We start from the raw sequence: 16040 nt of genomic DNA, 5'->3' as shown, positions 1-16040 counted from the left end.
GGTTGATAGGCCAGATCTGGAAGCCCGGTAACGGGTGGAGGTGACTGGTACTAATAGGCCGAGGGCTTGTCCTCAGTTGCTCGCGTCCACTGTGTTGGTTCTGAAACCACGAACAACCGTCGTAGCCGTCTGGCCACGGCTCCGGTTGACAGTTTCATAGTGTTTCGGTGGTCATAGCGTGAGGGAAACGCCCGGTTACATTCCGAACCCGGAAGCTAAGCCTCACAGCGCCGATGGTACTGCAGGGGGGACCCTGTGGGAGAGTAGGACGCCGCCGAACTAAAATTAGAGCTCCGGCTCTCGGGAATTTCCCCGAGAGCCGGAGCTTTTTTGTTTTCCGGCATCATTTCCTGATGACGCCCCCCACTCCCGCCTCCCCCCTGCGCTGTGACGCCGGGGCTGCGGGTAAGGTCAGGGGGCATCGTTGGCTCGTTTCCCACAGGAGGCCCCCGGGTGGAGGTCCAGGAGACCCGCGTTCAGACGAACCGGGTCCTCACCATCCCGAACATCCTCAGCATGGCGCGTCTCGCCGGCGTACCCCTCTTCCTGTGGTTGATCCTCAGGCCGGAGTTCGGTGGTCCCAACAGCGACGGTTGGGCGCTGCTCGTCCTCATGCTGAGCGGCATCAGCGACTATTTGGACGGCAAGCTCGCCCGGCGCTGGAACCAGATCAGCAGCCTCGGCCGGCTGCTGGATCCCGCGGCCGACCGGCTCTACATTCTGTCGACGCTGGTCGGACTCACCTGGCGCGAGATCCTTCCGATCTGGCTCACGGCCGCGCTTCTCGCACGCGAACTGGTTCTGCTGGTGATGGTGTGGATCCTCCGGCGCCACGGCTATCCGCCGCCGCAAGTGAACTTCCTCGGGAAGGCCGCCACTTTCAACCTGATGTACGCCTTCCCGTTGCTGCTGCTCAGTGACGCGAGCGGCTGGATCGCGACACTCGGCGCTATTTTCGGATGGGCGTTCGCCGGATGGGGTACAACCCTCTACTGGTGGGCAGGAGTCCTCTACGTGGTGCAGGTCCGCCGGTTGATCAGGGCGGACACCATGACCGATTGAGCTCGGCCCGATTGGGCGGCTGTGCAGTGCCCCGATGGCCCCCGCTCGAGAACTGCGGGACAATCAGGACGGGTGAAGTCGGCTGTACCGTCGTCTCTTCAAGGAGGACGCTTCCGACATGAAGGCCGTCGTGATGGCCGGAGGCGAAGGCACACGCCTTCGTCCGATGACCTCGAGCATGCCCAAGCCGCTCCTGCCCGTGGCGAACCGCCCGATCATGGAGCATGTGCTCAGGCTGCTGAAAAGGCATGGGCTCAACGAAACCGTCGTCACTGTCCAGTTCTTGGCCTCCCTGGTCAAGAACTACTTCGGTGACGGCGAAGAGCTCGGCATGGAGCTCACCTATGCCAATGAGGAGAAGCCACTCGGTACTGCCGGCAGCGTCAAGAACGCCGAGGAGGCGTTGAAGGACGATGCCTTCCTCGTCATCTCCGGTGACGCCCTTACCGACTTCGATCTCACCGAACTCATCAACTTCCACAAGGAAAAGGGCGCCCTCGTCACCGTCTGTCTGACACGCGTCCCCAATCCGCTGGAATTCGGCATCACCATCGTGGACGAGGAAGGCAAGGTCGAACGCTTCCTGGAGAAGCCGACCTGGGGCCAGGTCTTCTCGGACACGGTGAACACGGGCATTTATGTCATGGAGCCCGAGGTCTTCGACTACGTCGAGGCCGACACCTCCGTCGACTGGTCCGGCGACGTCTTCCCCCAGCTGATGAAGGAAGGCAAGCCCGTCTACGGCTATATCGCCGAGGGCTACTGGGAGGACGTCGGCACCCACGAGAGCTATGTGAAGGCCCAGGCCGACGTCCTGGAGGGCAAGGTCGACGTCGAACTCGACGGGTTCGAGATCTCCCCGGGCGTTTGGGTGGCCGAGGGCGCGGAGGTGCACCCCGACGCCGTGCTGCGCGGGCCGCTCTACATCGGTGACTACGCCAAGGTCGAGGCGAACGCCGAGATCCGCGAACACACCGTCGTCGGCTCCAACGTCGTCGTCAAGAGCGGCGCCTTCCTGCACCGGGCCGTCGTCCACGACAACGTGTACATCGGGCAGCACAGCAATCTGCGCGGCTGTGTGGTCGGAAAGAACACCGACATCATGCGGGCCGCCCGCATCGAGGACGGCGCCGTCATCGGCGACGAGTGCCTCGTCGGTGAAGAATCGATCATTCAGGGCAACGTCCGCGTCTACCCGTTCAAGACCATCGAGGCCGGCGCCTTCGTCAACACCTCGGTGATCTGGGAGTCGCGCGGCCAGGCCCACCTCTTCGGCGCTCGTGGCGTCTCCGGGATCCTGAACGTCGAGATCACCCCGGAGCTGGCCGTGCGCCTGGCGGGTGCCTACGCGACGACCCTCAAGAAGGGCTCCACCGTCACCACGGCCCGCGACCACTCCCGAGGCGCTCGCGCGCTGAAGCGGGCGGTGATCTCGGCGCTGCAAGCCAGCGCCATCGACGTACGCGACCTGGAGAACGTACCGCTGCCCGTGGCCCGGCAGCAGACGGCCCGGGGCAGTGCCGGCGGAATCATGATCCGGACGACTCCGGGAGTGCCCGACTCCGTCGACATCATGTTCTTCGACGGGCAGGGGGCGGACCTGTCCCAGGGCGGCCAGCGGAAGCTGGACCGGGTGTTCGCGCGCCAGGAGTACCGGCGCGCCTTCCCCGGCGAGATCGGGGACCTGCACTTCCCCGCGAGTGTCTTCGACTCGTACACCGGATCACTGCTGCGCAATGTCGACACCACCGGGATCGCGGATTCCGGGCTGAAGGTGGTCGTCGACGCCTCCAACGGCAGTGCCGGACTGGTACTGCCCAGCCTGCTGGGCAAACTCGGTGTGGACTCCCTGGTCATCAATCCCGGACTCGACGAGTCCAGGCCGACCGAGACGGTGGAGACACGGCGGGCCGGCCTGGTGCGCCTGGGCGAGATCGTCGCGTCCGCGCGGGCCGCGTTCGGCGTGCGTTTCGACCCGGTGGGCGAGCGGCTCTCGCTCGTCGACGAGAAGGGGCGGATCGTCGAGGACGACCGGGCCCTGCTCGTGATGCTCGACCTCGTGGCCGCGGAGCGGCGCAGCGGGCGGGTGGCACTGCCGGTCACGACCACACGGATCGCCGAGCAGGTGGCGGCGTACCACGGCACGCAGGTGGAGTGGACGACCACGTCGCCGGACGATCTGACCAGGGTCGGCCGCGAGGAGTCGACGATCTTCGGCGGCGACGCACGCGGCGGGTTCATCATTCCCGAGTTCAGCGGCGTCTTCGACGGCGCGGCCGCGTTCGTACGGCTCATCGGTCTGGTGGCGCGGACGCAGCTCACGCTCAGCCAGATCGACGCGCGGATTCCGCGGGCGCATGTCATCAAGCGGGATCTCGCGACCCCGTGGGCCGTGAAGGGGCTGGTGATGCGCCGGGTCGTGGAGGAGGCGGGAGACCGCTTCGTGGACACGACGGACGGTGTCCGGGTCGTGGAGGCGGACGGGCGCTGGGTGATGGTGCTGCCGGATCCCGCCGAGGCCGTCACGCATCTGTGGGCGGAGGGCCCGGACGACACCTCCGCGGAGGCTCTGCTCGACGAGTGGTCGGCCGTCGTGGACAGCGCCGGCCGCTGAAACGATCTTCACTCGTACGTGTCGGACAAGTGCCCCCAAAGGGGCCTGTCCGGCACGTTGGTGGGGCCATTCGGAGGTAGCACCCGCGACGTGCGACGATGTGCGGCATGCCGCAGCAGCCCCCCATTCGGAGCAGCGCTCCGCGCCTCCCGCGCCCGGACGCCTCCATGTCGCTGCTCACCAACGTCATGGACCACAGTCTCGACGAGGGGTACGCCGAAGCGGCGGCCCGCAAGGAGGCCGACGGCGCCGGCGGCATGCCGAAGACGCTCCGGGCCAAGGCGGGTCTTGCCGTGGGTCTGGTCCTGGCCGCGCTCGTGGTCACCGTGGGGGCGGCGAACGCCCGGCTGGCGGCCCCCGTCGTCGCCAAGGAGCGCCAGGAGCTCATCGACCGCATCGAGCGCGAGACGACGGCCGCGGACAAGCTGGAGAGCGGTGTCGACACCCTGCGCGCCGATGTCAGCGCCCGCCAGCGCGCGGCGCTGAAGAAGGACGGCGGTGAGCAGGCCGACCTCGTGAGCATCCTGTCCGGTGCCACCGATGTGCACGGACCGGGCGTCAGGCTCGTCGTGGACGACGCCAAGGAGGCCAGCACGGGCGGTGACGGCTCCAATCCGCGGGAGACCTCGGGTTTCTCCGACACCGGACGGGTGCGGGACCGCGACATGCAGCGCGTGGTCAACGGCCTGTGGGAGTCGGGTGCCGAGGCCATCTCCGTCAACGGACGGCGACTGACCGCCCTGTCGGCCATCCGGGCCGCGGGTGACGCGATACTGGTCGACAACAAGCCGCTGGTGCCGCCGTACACGGTGCTCGCGGTGGGGGACGGCCAAAGGCTCAGCACCAGGTTCCAGAACAGCGCCGACGGGCTGTATCTGCATGCCCTGCAGGAGAACTACGGCATCCGGACCAGCATCTCCACCGAGGGGGACGTCCGGTTGACCGCCGCACCGAGTGTGATCGTACGTACAGCAGAGCCGAGCACAGAGAAGGGCACACCGTGATCGCCGTACTGGGCCTCGTCGTGGGAGTCGTGGCTGGACTGTTGGTCCGTCCCGAGGTTCCGGCGGTCGTCGAGCCTTACCTTCCGATCGCTGTCGTGGCGGCGCTCGACGCCGTGTTCGGCGGTCTGCGCGCGATGCTCGACGGCATCTTCGACGACAAGGTCTTCGTGGTCTCGTTCCTGTCGAACGTGGTCGTCGCCGCGTTGATCGTTTTCCTGGGTGACAAGTTGGGCGTGGGTGCCCAGCTGTCCACGGGTGTCGTGGTCGTCCTCGGCATCCGGATCTTCTCCAATGCCGCGGCCATCCGCCGGCACGTGTTCCGGGCGTGAGGCCGATGAGCAACGAGAACGAGAACGAGGACGAGACCCCCGAGAACCCGCTGCGCAGAGAGCTGCCGGAAGAGGTTCCGGCAGCCGTGGAGGAGTCCGAGCCGCAGCAGGCGGAGGAGGAGGGCGTGCCCTCGCTCTCCGGCCGTCAGAGGCTGGTCAAGGGGTTGTGGCCGCCGCGGGTGTCGCGGGCCCAACTCATCGTCGCCGTGCTGCTGTTCGGCCTGGGTTTCGGCCTGGCCGTCCAGGTGGCGTCCAACAGTGACGGAGACAGCGCGCTGCGCGGCGCACGTCAGGAAGATCTCGTGCGCATTCTCGATGAACTCGACAGCCGGACTCAGCGTCTTGAGGACGAGAAGCAGGGACTCGAGGATCAGCGCACCGAGCTGGAGAACAGCTCGGACCAGGCCGAGGAGGCCCGCAAGCAGACGGTCGAGAAGGAGAAGCAACTCGGCATTCTGGCGGGCACCGTGGCCGCGCAGGGCCCCGGCATCAATCTGACGATCGACGACGCGAAGGGGACGGTCAAGGCGGACATGCTGCTCGACGCCATCCAGGAGCTGCGTGCCGCGGGTGCGGAGGCGATCCAGGTGAACGGCGTGCGCGTGGTCGCCAGTACCTATCTGTCCGATTCCGGAAGCGGAGTGAAGGTCGATGGGAACAAGATCACCCAGCCCTATCGTTTCAAGGTCATCGGCAAGCCGCAGGATCTCGAGCCGGCGCTGAACATTCCGGGAGGCGTGGTGCAGACACTGGAGAAGGAGCAGGCCACCGTCACGGTGGACCGCTCGACGAAGATCGTCGTCGATGCCTTGCGACCGGCGGAGCGGCCTGACTACGCTCGGTCGTCCTCCCGGTGAACGGCGGTCGGATGAGGGCCGTCGGGCGAGGGCTGGAGGTTGCGGGGGGTCGGCGCACCGAATGGGTGGTGCGTGGTGGAAACTGTCTGGTGGATACGGACGTTGTGAGGATGTCCGGGTCGACCGGTGTGTTCAATCAGGGTTCGTCCTGCCCCACGGGCGGGTCTGTTTCGGTCAAGGGGAATCGCCCGTGAAGTTGTTTGCGAAGTTGTTCGGCAAGAGCACGCGAGAGGACAGCGGCGACAACGCGGCTGCCCGCCATCGCGCACCGCGTCAGGGAGACGCGGAGTCCCAGAGCGGCGATCGTCCGCTGTTCCGGGACCAGGTCACCGGTCCTGGTGGTCAGGGCGCGTCGTCTGTTGACCCTGGCCAGCCGGGGCGCATAGGTTTCGGGGAACCGTCAGCCTCAAGCGCGGGTGGAGGGTTTGCCTCCGATCCGTATGCGTCCCATGCCCCTGGTGGGCAGCCGCGGCAGGAGGATCCGTCCATGTCGGCCCAGGTGTGTACGAGGTGCGGGAACCGCAACGGAGAGAACAGCCGGTTCTGTTCCAACTGCGGTGCGCCGCTGCGGGGTGGACCGGAGCGGCCGTCGGAGACGACGTCCACGATCTCCATCTCCGGTATCGAGGCCTACGACGCCGAGGTGACGGGCCAGACGCCCTCGCCGATGCTCTCCCCGGAGGCGCAGGCGGCCGTGGACGCGCTGCCGGTCGGTTCGGCGCTCCTGGTGGTGCGCCGGGGCCCCAACTCGGGCAGCCGCTTCCTTCTGGACAGTGAGCTGACCACGGCCGGGCGTCATCCGCAGAGCGACATCTTCCTCGACGACGTGACGGTGTCGCGTCGCCACGTGGAGTTCCGTCGCGTCGCGGACGGTTCGTTCACGGTCGCCGACGTCGGCAGCCTGAACGGCACCTACGTCAACCGGGAGCGGATCGACCAGGTTCCTCTGTCCAACGGTGACGAGGTGCAGATCGGCAAGTACCGGCTGGTGTTCTACGCGAGCCAGCGGGGCATCTGACCCTCCCCCAACTCCGTCCGGGGGGACACCGAGGGAATGTCCATGCTTCAAACACCGAGCGGCGGTGCCGGTAGCGGTACCGCCGCCGCGGACAGTGGGCTGATGAGCATCGGCGCGGTGCTGAGCCTGCTGCGCGACGAGTTCCCCGAAGTCACCATTTCCAAGATCAGGTTCCTGGAGTCGGAGGGGCTCGTCGAGCCGCAGCGGACCCCGTCGGGGTACCGCAAGTTCAGCGCGGACGACGTCGAGCGCCTCGGCCATGTCCTGCGGATGCAGCGTGACCACTACCTTCCGCTGAAGGTGATCCGCGAGCATCTGGACGCCCTGGCACGCGGTGAGCAGGTGCGTCTGCCGTCCGTGGGCCGGCAGCGCGACGCGGGCGAGGGAGAGCCCCTCGGCGAGCTCTACGGCGAGCCTGACGGGCCCACGGTTGCCCGGGTGGGCCGCGAGGAGCTGCTGGCCGCCGCGGAGATCGGCGAGCAGCAGCTGCAGGAGTGGGAGTCGTACGGCCTGATCGGCCCTTTGACCGACGGTGCCTACGACGCGGAGGCGGTGACCGTCGCCGCGCTCGTGGTCGAGCTGGGACGCTTCGGGATCGAGCCGCGTCATCTGCGGGCCATGAAGGCCGCGGCGGAGCGGGACGCGGGACTGGTGGACCAGGTGGTCGCGCCCCTGCGGCGCCACCGCAATCCGCAGACCCGGGCGCACGCGGAGGCCCGTACGAAGGAACTCGCGGGGCTCACGGTGAAGCTGCACGCGGCGCTCGTCCAGACCGCGCTGGGTGTGCGGTTGCGCTGATCCGCGCCACCGGCGCGGGCCGGGGATCGTCCACCCGTTCTGTGCCCGACTACCCAAACGTCCCGGGCACGGCCTAGGGTTGCTGTGTGAACGAGCTCGATGTCGTAGGTGTCCGGGTGGAAATGCCCTCCAACCAACCGATCGTGCTTCTGCGTGAAGTGGGAGGCGACCGTTACCTCCCCATCTGGATCGGACCGGGGGAGGCGACGGCGATCGCCTTCGCTCAGCAGGGCATGGCCCCCGCGCGGCCGCTGACCCACGACCTGTTCAAGGACGTGCTGGAGGCGGTCGGCCAGGAGCTCACCGAAGTGCGCATCACCGACCTGCGTGAGGGCGTCTTCTACGCCGAGCTCGTCTTCGCCAGCGGGGTCGAGGTGAGCGCCAGGCCGTCCGACGCCATAGCGCTCGCGCTGCGCACCGGAACGCCGATCTACGGCAGTGACGGGGTGCTCGACGACGCCGGTATCGCGATTCCCGACGAGCAGGAGGACGAGGTGGAGAAGTTCCGCGAGTTCCTCGACCAGATCTCTCCCGAGGACTTCGGCACCAACAGCCAGTGAGGCGGCCCGGCGGAGGGCCTCTCGGAGTGGCATTTGCCCGCGGCGAGTGTGGTGTGCCGCGGCCCGTGCCGAGAGCATTCGGCTAGCCTTTCCCCGCGGTAGGGCACGGGAAACCACTCTTAGGGTGATTATCACTCGGCGTGCCGAGTGTGGCGATCGTTGACGCGCCCCGGGTGACTGCCTACCGTCGAGAAGGCAGGTCAAGGACGGAGGTCGGCGTGAGAAGCAGCGGCGACGGTACGGCTGGGGGTGCTCCCGGACGCGGTCCGGGAGAGAGCGGCCCGTACCCTCCCCCAAGCTCTCGGCTCGGCTCGAGCGGGGGGCGCCCCCAGCATGGCAGCGCGGCCGATCACGTTCCGCTGCGGCCGGCGGCAGTACCCGACGAGGGAGGGACCGTTCCCGAGGAGGTCGGTTACCGGGGGCCGACGGCGTGTGCCGCCGCGGGCATCACCTACCGGCAGCTGGACTACTGGGCGCGGACCGGCCTGGTCGAGCCCAGTGTGCGTCCCGCCTACGGGTCGGGAACGCAGCGTCTGTACAGCTTCCGGGACGTGGTGGTCCTGAAGATCGTCAAGCGGTTCCTCGACACCGGGGTCTCGCTGCAGAACATCCGCACCACGGTCCAGCACCTGAGGGAGCGCGGCTTCCAGGACCTGGAGCGCATGACGCTCATGAGCGACGGCGCGACGGTCTACGAATGCACCTCCCCGGACGAGGTCCACGCCCTGCTGCAGGGTGGCCAGGGCGTTTTCGGCATCGCCGTGGGCGTGGTGTGGCGGGACGTCGAGGGCGCCCTGTCCCAGCTGCACGGAGAGCGCGTGGACACCGGTGAGACGCTCCTCGCGCATCATCCCGCCGACGAACTGGCGCGCAGGCGCAACCGCGCGGTGTGACGTACCGCGACCGATGACGCGATGCCCCGGCCTGCCGGGGCATTGTCAGTGGCGTAGGGCAGCATCGGAGATGTGAGAACCGCGCCCACGATCCTGCATCTCGACATGGACGCCTTCTTCGCCTCCGCGGAGCAGGCGTCCAAGCCGAGCCTGCGCGGGAAGGCCGTCGTCGTGGGTGGGCTCGGGCCCCGTGGAGTCGTCGCGACCGCCTCGTACGAGGCGCGTGTCTTCGGGGTGAACTCGGCGATGCCCATGGCCCAGGCCCGCAGGCGCGCGCCTAACGCCGCCTATCTCGTGCCGCGCTTCGGGCTGTACCGAGAGATCAGCGAGCAGGTGATGGCCCTGCTGCGGGCGCTGTCGCCGCTGGTGGAGCCGCTGAGCCTGGACGAGGCGTTCGTGGACCTGGAGGCGGGCGGCGCGGCGTGGGACGAGGCGTCGGCGCGACTGGCCGGCGCCAAGCTGCGCACGGACATCCGGGCCGTCACGGGACTCACGGGGTCGGTGGGGCTCGCCGCCTCCAAGATGCTGGCGAAGATCGCCTCGGAGCAGGCCAAGCCCGACGGTCTCGTCCTGATCGAGCCGGGCACCGAGCGCGCGCTGCTGGGGCCGATGCCGGTGCGGACGCTGCCGGGCGTGGGTCCGGCCACCGGTGACCATCTGCGCCGGGCCGGCATCACCACGGTCGAGGAACTCGCCGAGGCGGGCGAGGACGAGCTCGTACGGCTGCTGGGGAAGGCCCACGGGCACGCGCTGTTCGCGATGGCGCTGGCCCGGGACGAGCGGCCCGTGGTGGCCGAGCGGGAGACCAAATCGGTGTCGGTGGAGGACACGTACGACGTGGACATCCACGACCGGGTGCGGGTGGGGCTGGAGGTTCAGCGGCTCGCGGACCGGTGCGTGGGGCGGCTGCGCGGGGCCGGGCTGTCGGGTCGGACCATCGTGCTGAAGGTGCGCAGGTACGACTTCTCGACGCTGACCCGGTCGGAGACGCTGCGAGGGCCCACGGACGACCCCGGTGTCGTCCGCGAGGCAGCCGCCCGGCTGCTGGACAGTGTGGACACGACCGGTGGCGTCCGGCTGCTCGGGGTCGGCGTCTCCGGGCTCGCCGACTACACGCAGGAGGACCTGTTCGCGCAGGCGCAGGCCGCGGCGGTGGGGGAGCCCGCGGCCGAGGAGCATGCCGTGGACGAACCGGCCGGGACAGCCGCCTCCCCGGCGGGGACGGCCGCCTCCTCGGCCGGGGAGGCGGCGCCCGCGGAGCGACGGTGGCCCTCCGGGCACGACGTCCGGCACGCCGAGTTCGGACACGGGTGGGTTCAGGGGAGCGGGCTGGGGAGGGTCACGGTGCGGTTCGAGACGCCCTACTCCGGGCCCGGCCGGGTGCGGACGTTCCGGACGGACGATCCGCAGCTGGAACCGGCCGACCCGCTGCCCCTGGTGGAGCGAAGACCCGGGGACGCCGACGGAGCGTCGGCGGGTCCCGGGCCGTCGGCGTCAGAGGCCGGGACGCGGGACTCCGGGCCGTCGCCGGTTCCGGGAGCCGGGATGCAGGACCCTGGGCCGCCGCTGGTGCCAAGAGCCGGGGCGTAGGACCCCGGCCGCCGGCGCCGGAAGCCGGGGCATAAGACCCGGGCCGCCGGCGTCAGAGGCCGGAACGTGCGACCTCGGGCCGCAGCCGGGAGCCGGGACGGCAGACAGGGATCCGGGCCGTCGCTGGTGCCGGGAGCCGGGACGCAGGACCCTGGCCGTCGCCGGCGGTGGGAGCCGGGGTGTAGGGCCCCGGGTCGGGGGCTCAGGTGTCCTCCGAGCCCGCGAGCCGGCCGAAGTCCCGGTCCGGCGGTGGCGGAGACGCCACGTCGAGGCCGTAGTGGTGGTAGAGCTGCAGCTCCTGCTCGGGGGAGAGGTGGCGACCGACACCGAAGTCGGGGGCATCCTTGATCAGGGCCCGGTCGAAGGGGATGCGCAGGGTCCCCTCGACGATCTCACTGGGCTCCAGGGGCACGAAGGCGTCCCTGCTGAACAGCCCGGTGCGTATGGCCGCCCACTCCGGGACGCCGGTCGCGTCGTCGAGGTAGACCTCGTCGATCGTGCCGATCTTGGTGCCGTTGCTGTCGAACGCCTTGCGGCCGATCAGGTTGCGCGGATCGATGTCGGTCTGCACGGTCCCTCCAGTGGTCGCAAACTCATCCGTAAGTACTACAAAAGAGCACATCTGTGAAGGCGGCCACTCGAGCTGTCCTCCAGTCGCCGCTGGTAGGCTGGCAAACGGCTGCTGATCCCGTGCGGGAGAGTCCTCCGGATTTCACCGGAGGCGCCGAAGGAGCAAATCCTCCCCGGAATCTCTCAGGCACACGTACCGCACGGACGAGGTCACTCTGGAAAGCAGAGCGGGTGTCTATGGCCTCCGCTCTCACCGACGGTGAAAACCGGATCGTCCGCGGGATTGTCCGGTGAAACTCTCAGGTTGAGATGACAGAGGGGGAGGCCGTCGGGGTACCCGCGCCGGGGTGCCCCTCGAAGGTCGCGTCAGACCAGGAGGCCTCCGCCATGACCGCCCCTCGCATTCCGCTTTCCGAGCTCGAACAGGGCATCCCCTTCGAGCAGCGCCACATCGGGCCCGACCCCGAGGCGCGCGCCAAGATGCTCGCGCACGTCGGATACGGCTCGCTCGACGAGCTGACGGCCGCCGCGGTGCCGGATGTGATCAAGAACGCCGAGGCCCTGGACCTGCCGGCCGCGCGCACCGAGGCCGAGGTACTGGCCGAGCTCCGCTCCCTCGCGGACCGCAACCAGGTGCTCGGTTCGATGATCGGCCTCGGTTACTACGGCACCTTCACGCCGCCGGTGATCCTGCGCAACGTCATGGAGAACCCGGCCTGGTACACCGCGTACACGCCGTACCAGCCGGAGATCTCGCAGGGCCGTCTCGAGGCGCTGCTGAACTTCCAGACTGTCGTCGCCGAGCTGACCGGGCTGCCGACCTCCGGCGCCTCCCTCCTCGACGAGGGCACCGCCGCCGCCGAGGCCATGGCGCTGTCCCGCCGCATGGGCAAGAACAAGAAGGGCCTCTTCCTGGTCGACGCGGACGCGCTGCCGCAGACCATCGCCGTCATCGAGACACGCGCCGAGCCGACCGGCGTCGAGATCGTCGTCGCCGACCTCACGGACGGCATCCCGGCCGACCTCGCCGGGCGCGAGATCAACGGCGTACTGATCCAGTACCCGGGCGCCTCCGGTTCCGTACGCGACATCAAGCCGCTCGTCGAGCAGGCGCACGAGCTCGGCGCGGTCGTGACCGTCGCGGCCGACCTGCTCGCCCTGACCCTGCTGACCTCGCCCGGCGAGCTCGGCGCGGACATCGCGATCGGTACGACCCAGCGCTTCGGTGTGCCGATGGGCTTCGGCGGTCCGCACGCCGGTTACATGGCGGTCCGCGAGAACTTCGCGCGCAGCCTTCCCGGCCGTCTCGTCGGTGTCTCCGTGGACGCTGACGGGAACAAGGCGTACCGCCTCGCCCTGCAGACGCGTGAGCAGCACATCCGCCGGGAGAAGGCGACCAGCAACATCTGCACCGCCCAGGTGCTGCTCGCCGTCATGGCCGGCATGTACGCCGTCTACCACGGCCCCGAGGGCCTGCGGACCATCGCACGGCGTACCCACCGCTACGCCACGGTCCTGGCCGCCGGGCTCACCGCCGGCGGTGTCGAGGTCGTGCACGGCGCGTACTTCGACACGCTCACCGTGCGGGTCCCGGGCCGCGCCGCCGAGATCGTCGCCGCCGCCCGCGAGAACGGCGTCAACCTCCACCCCGTCGACGCCGACCAGGTGTCGATCTCGTGCGACGAGACGACCACGCGCGAGCAGCTGGCCGCCGTGTGGAGCGCGTTCGGTGTCGACGGCGACATCGAGGCGCTGGACGCGAGCACCGAGGACACCCTGCCGGCCGCGCTGCTGCGCACCGACGCGTACCTGACGCACCCCGTGTTCCACGAGCACCGCTCCGAGACCGCGATGCTGCGCTACCTGCGCAAGCTCTCGGACCGCGACTACGCGCTCGACCGCGGCATGATCCCGCTGGGCTCCTGCACGATGAAGCTCAACGCGACCACCGAGATGGAGCCGGTCACCTGGCCCGAGTTCGGGCAGCTGCACCCCTTCGCGCCCGCCGAGCAGGCACAGGGCTACCTGACGCTGATCCACGAGCTGGAGGACCAGCTCGCCGAGGTCACCGGCTACGACAAGGTGTCGCTGCAGCCCAACGCCGGTTCGCAGGGCGAGCTGGCCGGTCTGCTGGCCGTGCGCGGCTACCACCGCGCCAACGGCGACGACCAGCGCACCGTCTGCCTCATCCCGTCCTCCGCGCACGGCACGAACGCCGCCAGCGCCGTGATGGCCGGCATGAAGGTCGTCGTCGTCAAGACCGCCGACGACGGCGAGATCGACGTCGAGGACCTGCGCGCCAAGATCGAGCGGTACCGCGACGAGCTGTCGGTGCTGATGATCACGTACCCCTCGACGCACGGTGTTTTCGAGGAGCACGTCGCCGACATCTGCGCCCAGGTGCACGAGGCCGGCGGTCAGGTCTACGTCGACGGCGCCAACCTCAACGCCCTGGTCGGCCTCGCCAAGCCGGGCCACTTCGGCGGCGACGTCTCGCACCTGAACCTGCACAAGACCTTCTGCATCCCGCACGGCGGCGGCGGCCCCGGCGTCGGCCCGGTCGGTGTGCGCGCGCACCTGGCGCCGTACCTGCCGAACCACCCGCTCCAGCCCGAGGCCGGTCCCGAGACCGGTGTCGGCCCCATCTCGGCCGCTCCCTGGGGCTCCGCGGGCATCCTGCCCATCTCCTGGTCGTACGTCCGGCTGATGGGCGGCGAGGGCCTCAAGCGCGCCACGCAGGTGGCCGTGCTCTCCGCGAACTACATCGCCAAGCGGCTGGAGCCGCACTACCCGGTGCTGTACACCGGCCCCGGCGGCCTGGTCGCGCACGAGTGCATCATCGACCTGCGCCCGCTCACCAAGGCGACCGGCGTGAGCGTCGACGACATCGCCAAGCGCCTGATCGACTACGGCTTCCACGCGCCGACGATGTCGTTCCCGGTGGCCGGCACGCTGATGATCGAGCCCACCGAGTCCGAGGACCTGGGCGAGCTCGACCGGTTCTGCGACGCGATGATCGCGATCCGCGCGGAGATCGAGAAGGTCGGCACCGGCGAGTGGGACGTGGACGACAACCCGCTGCGCGGGGCGCCGCACACGGCCGCCGCGCTCGGCGGCGACTGGGAGCACCCCTACAGCCGCGAGGAGGCCGTCTTCCCGGCCGGTGTCTCGGCCGCCGACAAGTACTGGCCGCCGGTGCGCCGCATCGACCAGGCGTACGGCGACCGGAACCTCGTCTGCTCCTGCCCGCCGCTGGACGCCTACGAGGACTGATCAGCGCTCGGCACGTGGACGCCTACGCGGAGTGATCGTCCGCGGACATGCGTCGGGGCCGGTTCGGAGAGTACGTCTCCGGGCCGGCCCCTCATGTGTCTGGGCGGCCTGTCACGGCCGCCCGGGTCGTGCGGTTCAGGCGGCCGTCATCACCAGCGGGCGGTGCGGGGCGATGATCTGGCCGTCCGGCAGGAGCTCACCGGTGTCCTCGAAGAGCAGAACGCCGTTGCACAGCAGGCTCCATCCCTGCTCCGGGTGATGCACCACGAGGCGGGCGGACTCCCGGTCGGCTGATTCGTGTGAGGGACACAGTGGCTGGTGCTGGCACATGGATGGGATCTTTCGCTGGGTCGAGATGTGAGTGATGGCTGTGGTGTCTGTCTTGCGGCTCGAAGTACTCATCGCCGCCCCCCGTTGAGGTGTGGTCCGGAACCCAGTGTTGCCCCACGGGCGCCAATCCGCAGGGATTTGAGGGCACCGCTTCTCACAGGTTGATGACGCATCACCCGTGCGGATGGTTCACTCCAACTGCGCTGTCCTTTCGGGTGGTTCGAGGTGGCCGGATCGGGCTAGTCCGGTCGGGCGCGGAGCGCGTTTCCCCTCGTACGAGCGGCCCGGAGCGCTAACGAGCGAACCTTTCTCCGGGGTGCAGGAAACGCCGTGCCCCGCAGTCGGGAACACCGTATGCGGGGCACGGCTGCGGGGCGCGGACGTGAGGTGCGAAGGCTCAGGCGGGCGAGCCGAGGAGCGGCGCCGGGGGCGCCGGGGTGACCCGGTGGGTGAGGACCGGCAGCAGTTCGGTGACGAGGTACGGCCGGTGGGCGGCGATGCCGGGCGGGGCGGGGGCGAGCGGGACCAGGAGGTCGGTGGCGGCGGGATGGCCGGTGGCACCGTCCGCGGTGCAGTCGCCGTGCAGCCAGAGCGTGAGCATGTACAGCTCGGGCACGGACAACAGGCGTGCCTGGTAGGGCTGTTGCATGGTCTCGGCCTGTCGCAGGGCGCGTTCGGTCGCGGTGATGTAGGGGCCCTCGAAGAAGCGTGAGAAGGCCCAGCCGTCCGGGGTCAGCATGGTGTCGGCGCCGGCTACTACGCGGTCGCCGCTGCGGATCAGGAACCGCCACCCGGCGAGCCGGGTGGCGGAGGCGCCCGCGGGGGTGATGCGATCCAGGACGTGGACGGGCAACGGGAGTTCGGGGGTGACGGGTCCCTGCGCCAGGCGCAGGGACGGGGTTCGGGCTTCGCGGACAGCGGTGGGGGAACCGAGTGCCGTGAGAACGGTGCGCAGGGCGGGCGCGGGAGCCGGGGGTACGTGCAGCGGCATGGTGGGTCGCCTCTCATTCGACAGGCACAGTGGCGCGAGGGCGGGGGCGGACGGCGCTGTCAGCTCTCGGGTCAGAGGTGGGGCGAGGGGTCTGGATCTGCCGACAGGATGTCGCCTGTCGCCGTCACCGAGACGACAGGACCTGGGACCG

General features: G+C 69.3%; 14 protein-coding genes, 1 rRNA gene and 1 riboswitch. Of the genes, 12 read left to right on the top strand and 3 right to left on the bottom strand.

Going from position 1 to position 16040, the window contains the following annotated elements; translation table 11 throughout:
- Nucleotides 1–163 precede the first annotated feature (163 nt).
- The 11 genes from rrf to ACH4S8_RS10685 all read left to right on the top strand — a co-directional run bounded on the left by rrf (nucleotide 164) and on the right by ACH4S8_RS10685 (nucleotide 10725).
- Nucleotides 164–280 (top strand): 5S ribosomal RNA (gene rrf / locus ACH4S8_RS10735).
- A gap of 173 nt (nucleotides 281–453) precedes the next feature.
- Nucleotides 454–1062: a CDP-alcohol phosphatidyltransferase family protein gene (locus tag ACH4S8_RS10730; RefSeq protein WP_398392344.1), complete on the top strand. Its 609-nt coding sequence runs from the start codon at nucleotides 454–456 to the stop codon at nucleotides 1060–1062.
- A gap of 118 nt (nucleotides 1063–1180) precedes the next feature.
- Nucleotides 1181–3676, top strand: coding sequence for a sugar phosphate nucleotidyltransferase (locus ACH4S8_RS10725; RefSeq protein WP_398392343.1), 2496 nt, complete (start codon nucleotides 1181–1183; stop codon nucleotides 3674–3676).
- Nucleotides 3677–3774: 98 nt separating this feature from the next.
- Nucleotides 3775–4680 (top strand): DUF881 domain-containing protein, encoded by a 906-nt coding sequence (locus ACH4S8_RS10720; protein ID WP_398392342.1) that lies wholly within the window; start codon nucleotides 3775–3777, stop codon nucleotides 4678–4680.
- On the top strand, nucleotides 4677–5009 hold the full coding sequence (locus ACH4S8_RS10715) for a small basic family protein (RefSeq protein ID WP_003988855.1): 333 nt from the start codon (nucleotides 4677–4679) through the stop codon (nucleotides 5007–5009). The genes ACH4S8_RS10720 and ACH4S8_RS10715 overlap by 4 nt, the downstream gene beginning before the upstream one ends.
- A 5-nt stretch (nucleotides 5010–5014) precedes the next feature.
- Entirely contained in the window at nucleotides 5015–5866 is an 852-nt protein-coding gene (locus tag ACH4S8_RS10710; RefSeq protein WP_398392341.1) for a DUF881 domain-containing protein, read from the top strand.
- Nucleotides 5867–5927: 61 nt separating this feature from the next.
- Complete coding sequence (locus tag ACH4S8_RS10705; protein ID WP_398392340.1) at nucleotides 5928–6884, top strand: FHA domain-containing protein; 957 nt, start codon at nucleotides 5928–5930, stop codon at nucleotides 6882–6884.
- 42 nt (nucleotides 6885–6926) lie between these two features.
- Complete coding sequence (locus ACH4S8_RS10700) at nucleotides 6927–7682, top strand: MerR family transcriptional regulator (protein WP_398392339.1); 756 nt, start codon at nucleotides 6927–6929, stop codon at nucleotides 7680–7682.
- An 86-nt stretch (nucleotides 7683–7768) separates the two neighbouring features.
- Complete coding sequence (locus ACH4S8_RS10695; RefSeq protein WP_006123076.1) at nucleotides 7769–8242, top strand: bifunctional nuclease family protein; 474 nt, start codon at nucleotides 7769–7771, stop codon at nucleotides 8240–8242.
- Between the two features lie 218 nt (nucleotides 8243–8460).
- Entirely contained in the window at nucleotides 8461–9135 is a 675-nt protein-coding gene (locus tag ACH4S8_RS10690; RefSeq protein ID WP_398392338.1) for a MerR family transcriptional regulator, read from the top strand.
- Between the two features lie 72 nt (nucleotides 9136–9207).
- A complete protein-coding gene (locus ACH4S8_RS10685) occupies nucleotides 9208–10725 on the top strand; it encodes a DNA polymerase IV (protein WP_398392337.1) in 1518 nt (505 codons plus the stop codon).
- A 202-nt stretch (nucleotides 10726–10927) separates the two neighbouring features.
- Here the strand turns inward: ACH4S8_RS10685 and ACH4S8_RS10680 are convergent, their stop codons facing one another.
- Nucleotides 10928–11296 carry a PRC-barrel domain-containing protein gene (locus tag ACH4S8_RS10680; protein ID WP_351866066.1) on the bottom strand — a complete coding sequence of 123 codons (369 nt, stop codon included), beginning with the start codon at nucleotides 11294–11296 and terminating at the stop codon, nucleotides 10928–10930.
- Nucleotides 11297–11408: 112 nt separating this feature from the next.
- Nucleotides 11409–11504: riboswitch (glycine riboswitch) on the top strand.
- Nucleotides 11505–11682: 178 nt separating this feature from the next.
- On the opposite strand from ACH4S8_RS10680, the gene gcvP reads away from it, so the two are divergent.
- Nucleotides 11683–14568, top strand: a complete 2886-nt coding sequence (gcvP, locus tag ACH4S8_RS10675) for an aminomethyl-transferring glycine dehydrogenase (protein WP_398392336.1) — start codon at nucleotides 11683–11685, stop codon at nucleotides 14566–14568.
- Between the two features lie 135 nt (nucleotides 14569–14703).
- Here gcvP and ACH4S8_RS10670 read toward each other — a convergent pair whose 3' ends face one another.
- Entirely contained in the window at nucleotides 14704–14898 is a 195-nt protein-coding gene (locus tag ACH4S8_RS10670; protein ID WP_398392335.1) for a DUF5999 family protein, read from the bottom strand.
- 397 nt (nucleotides 14899–15295) lie between these two features.
- Entirely contained in the window at nucleotides 15296–15889 is a 594-nt protein-coding gene (locus tag ACH4S8_RS10665; RefSeq protein ID WP_398392334.1) for a hypothetical protein, read from the bottom strand.
- Nucleotides 15890–16040 lie beyond the last annotated feature (151 nt).

Origin of the sequence: Streptomyces sp. NPDC021080 (assembly GCF_044333225.1) — a bacterium.
In the GTDB taxonomy this organism is placed as follows: domain Bacteria; phylum Actinomycetota; class Actinomycetes; order Streptomycetales; family Streptomycetaceae; genus Streptomyces.
This window is presented reverse-complemented; position numbering and strand designations above follow the sequence as displayed.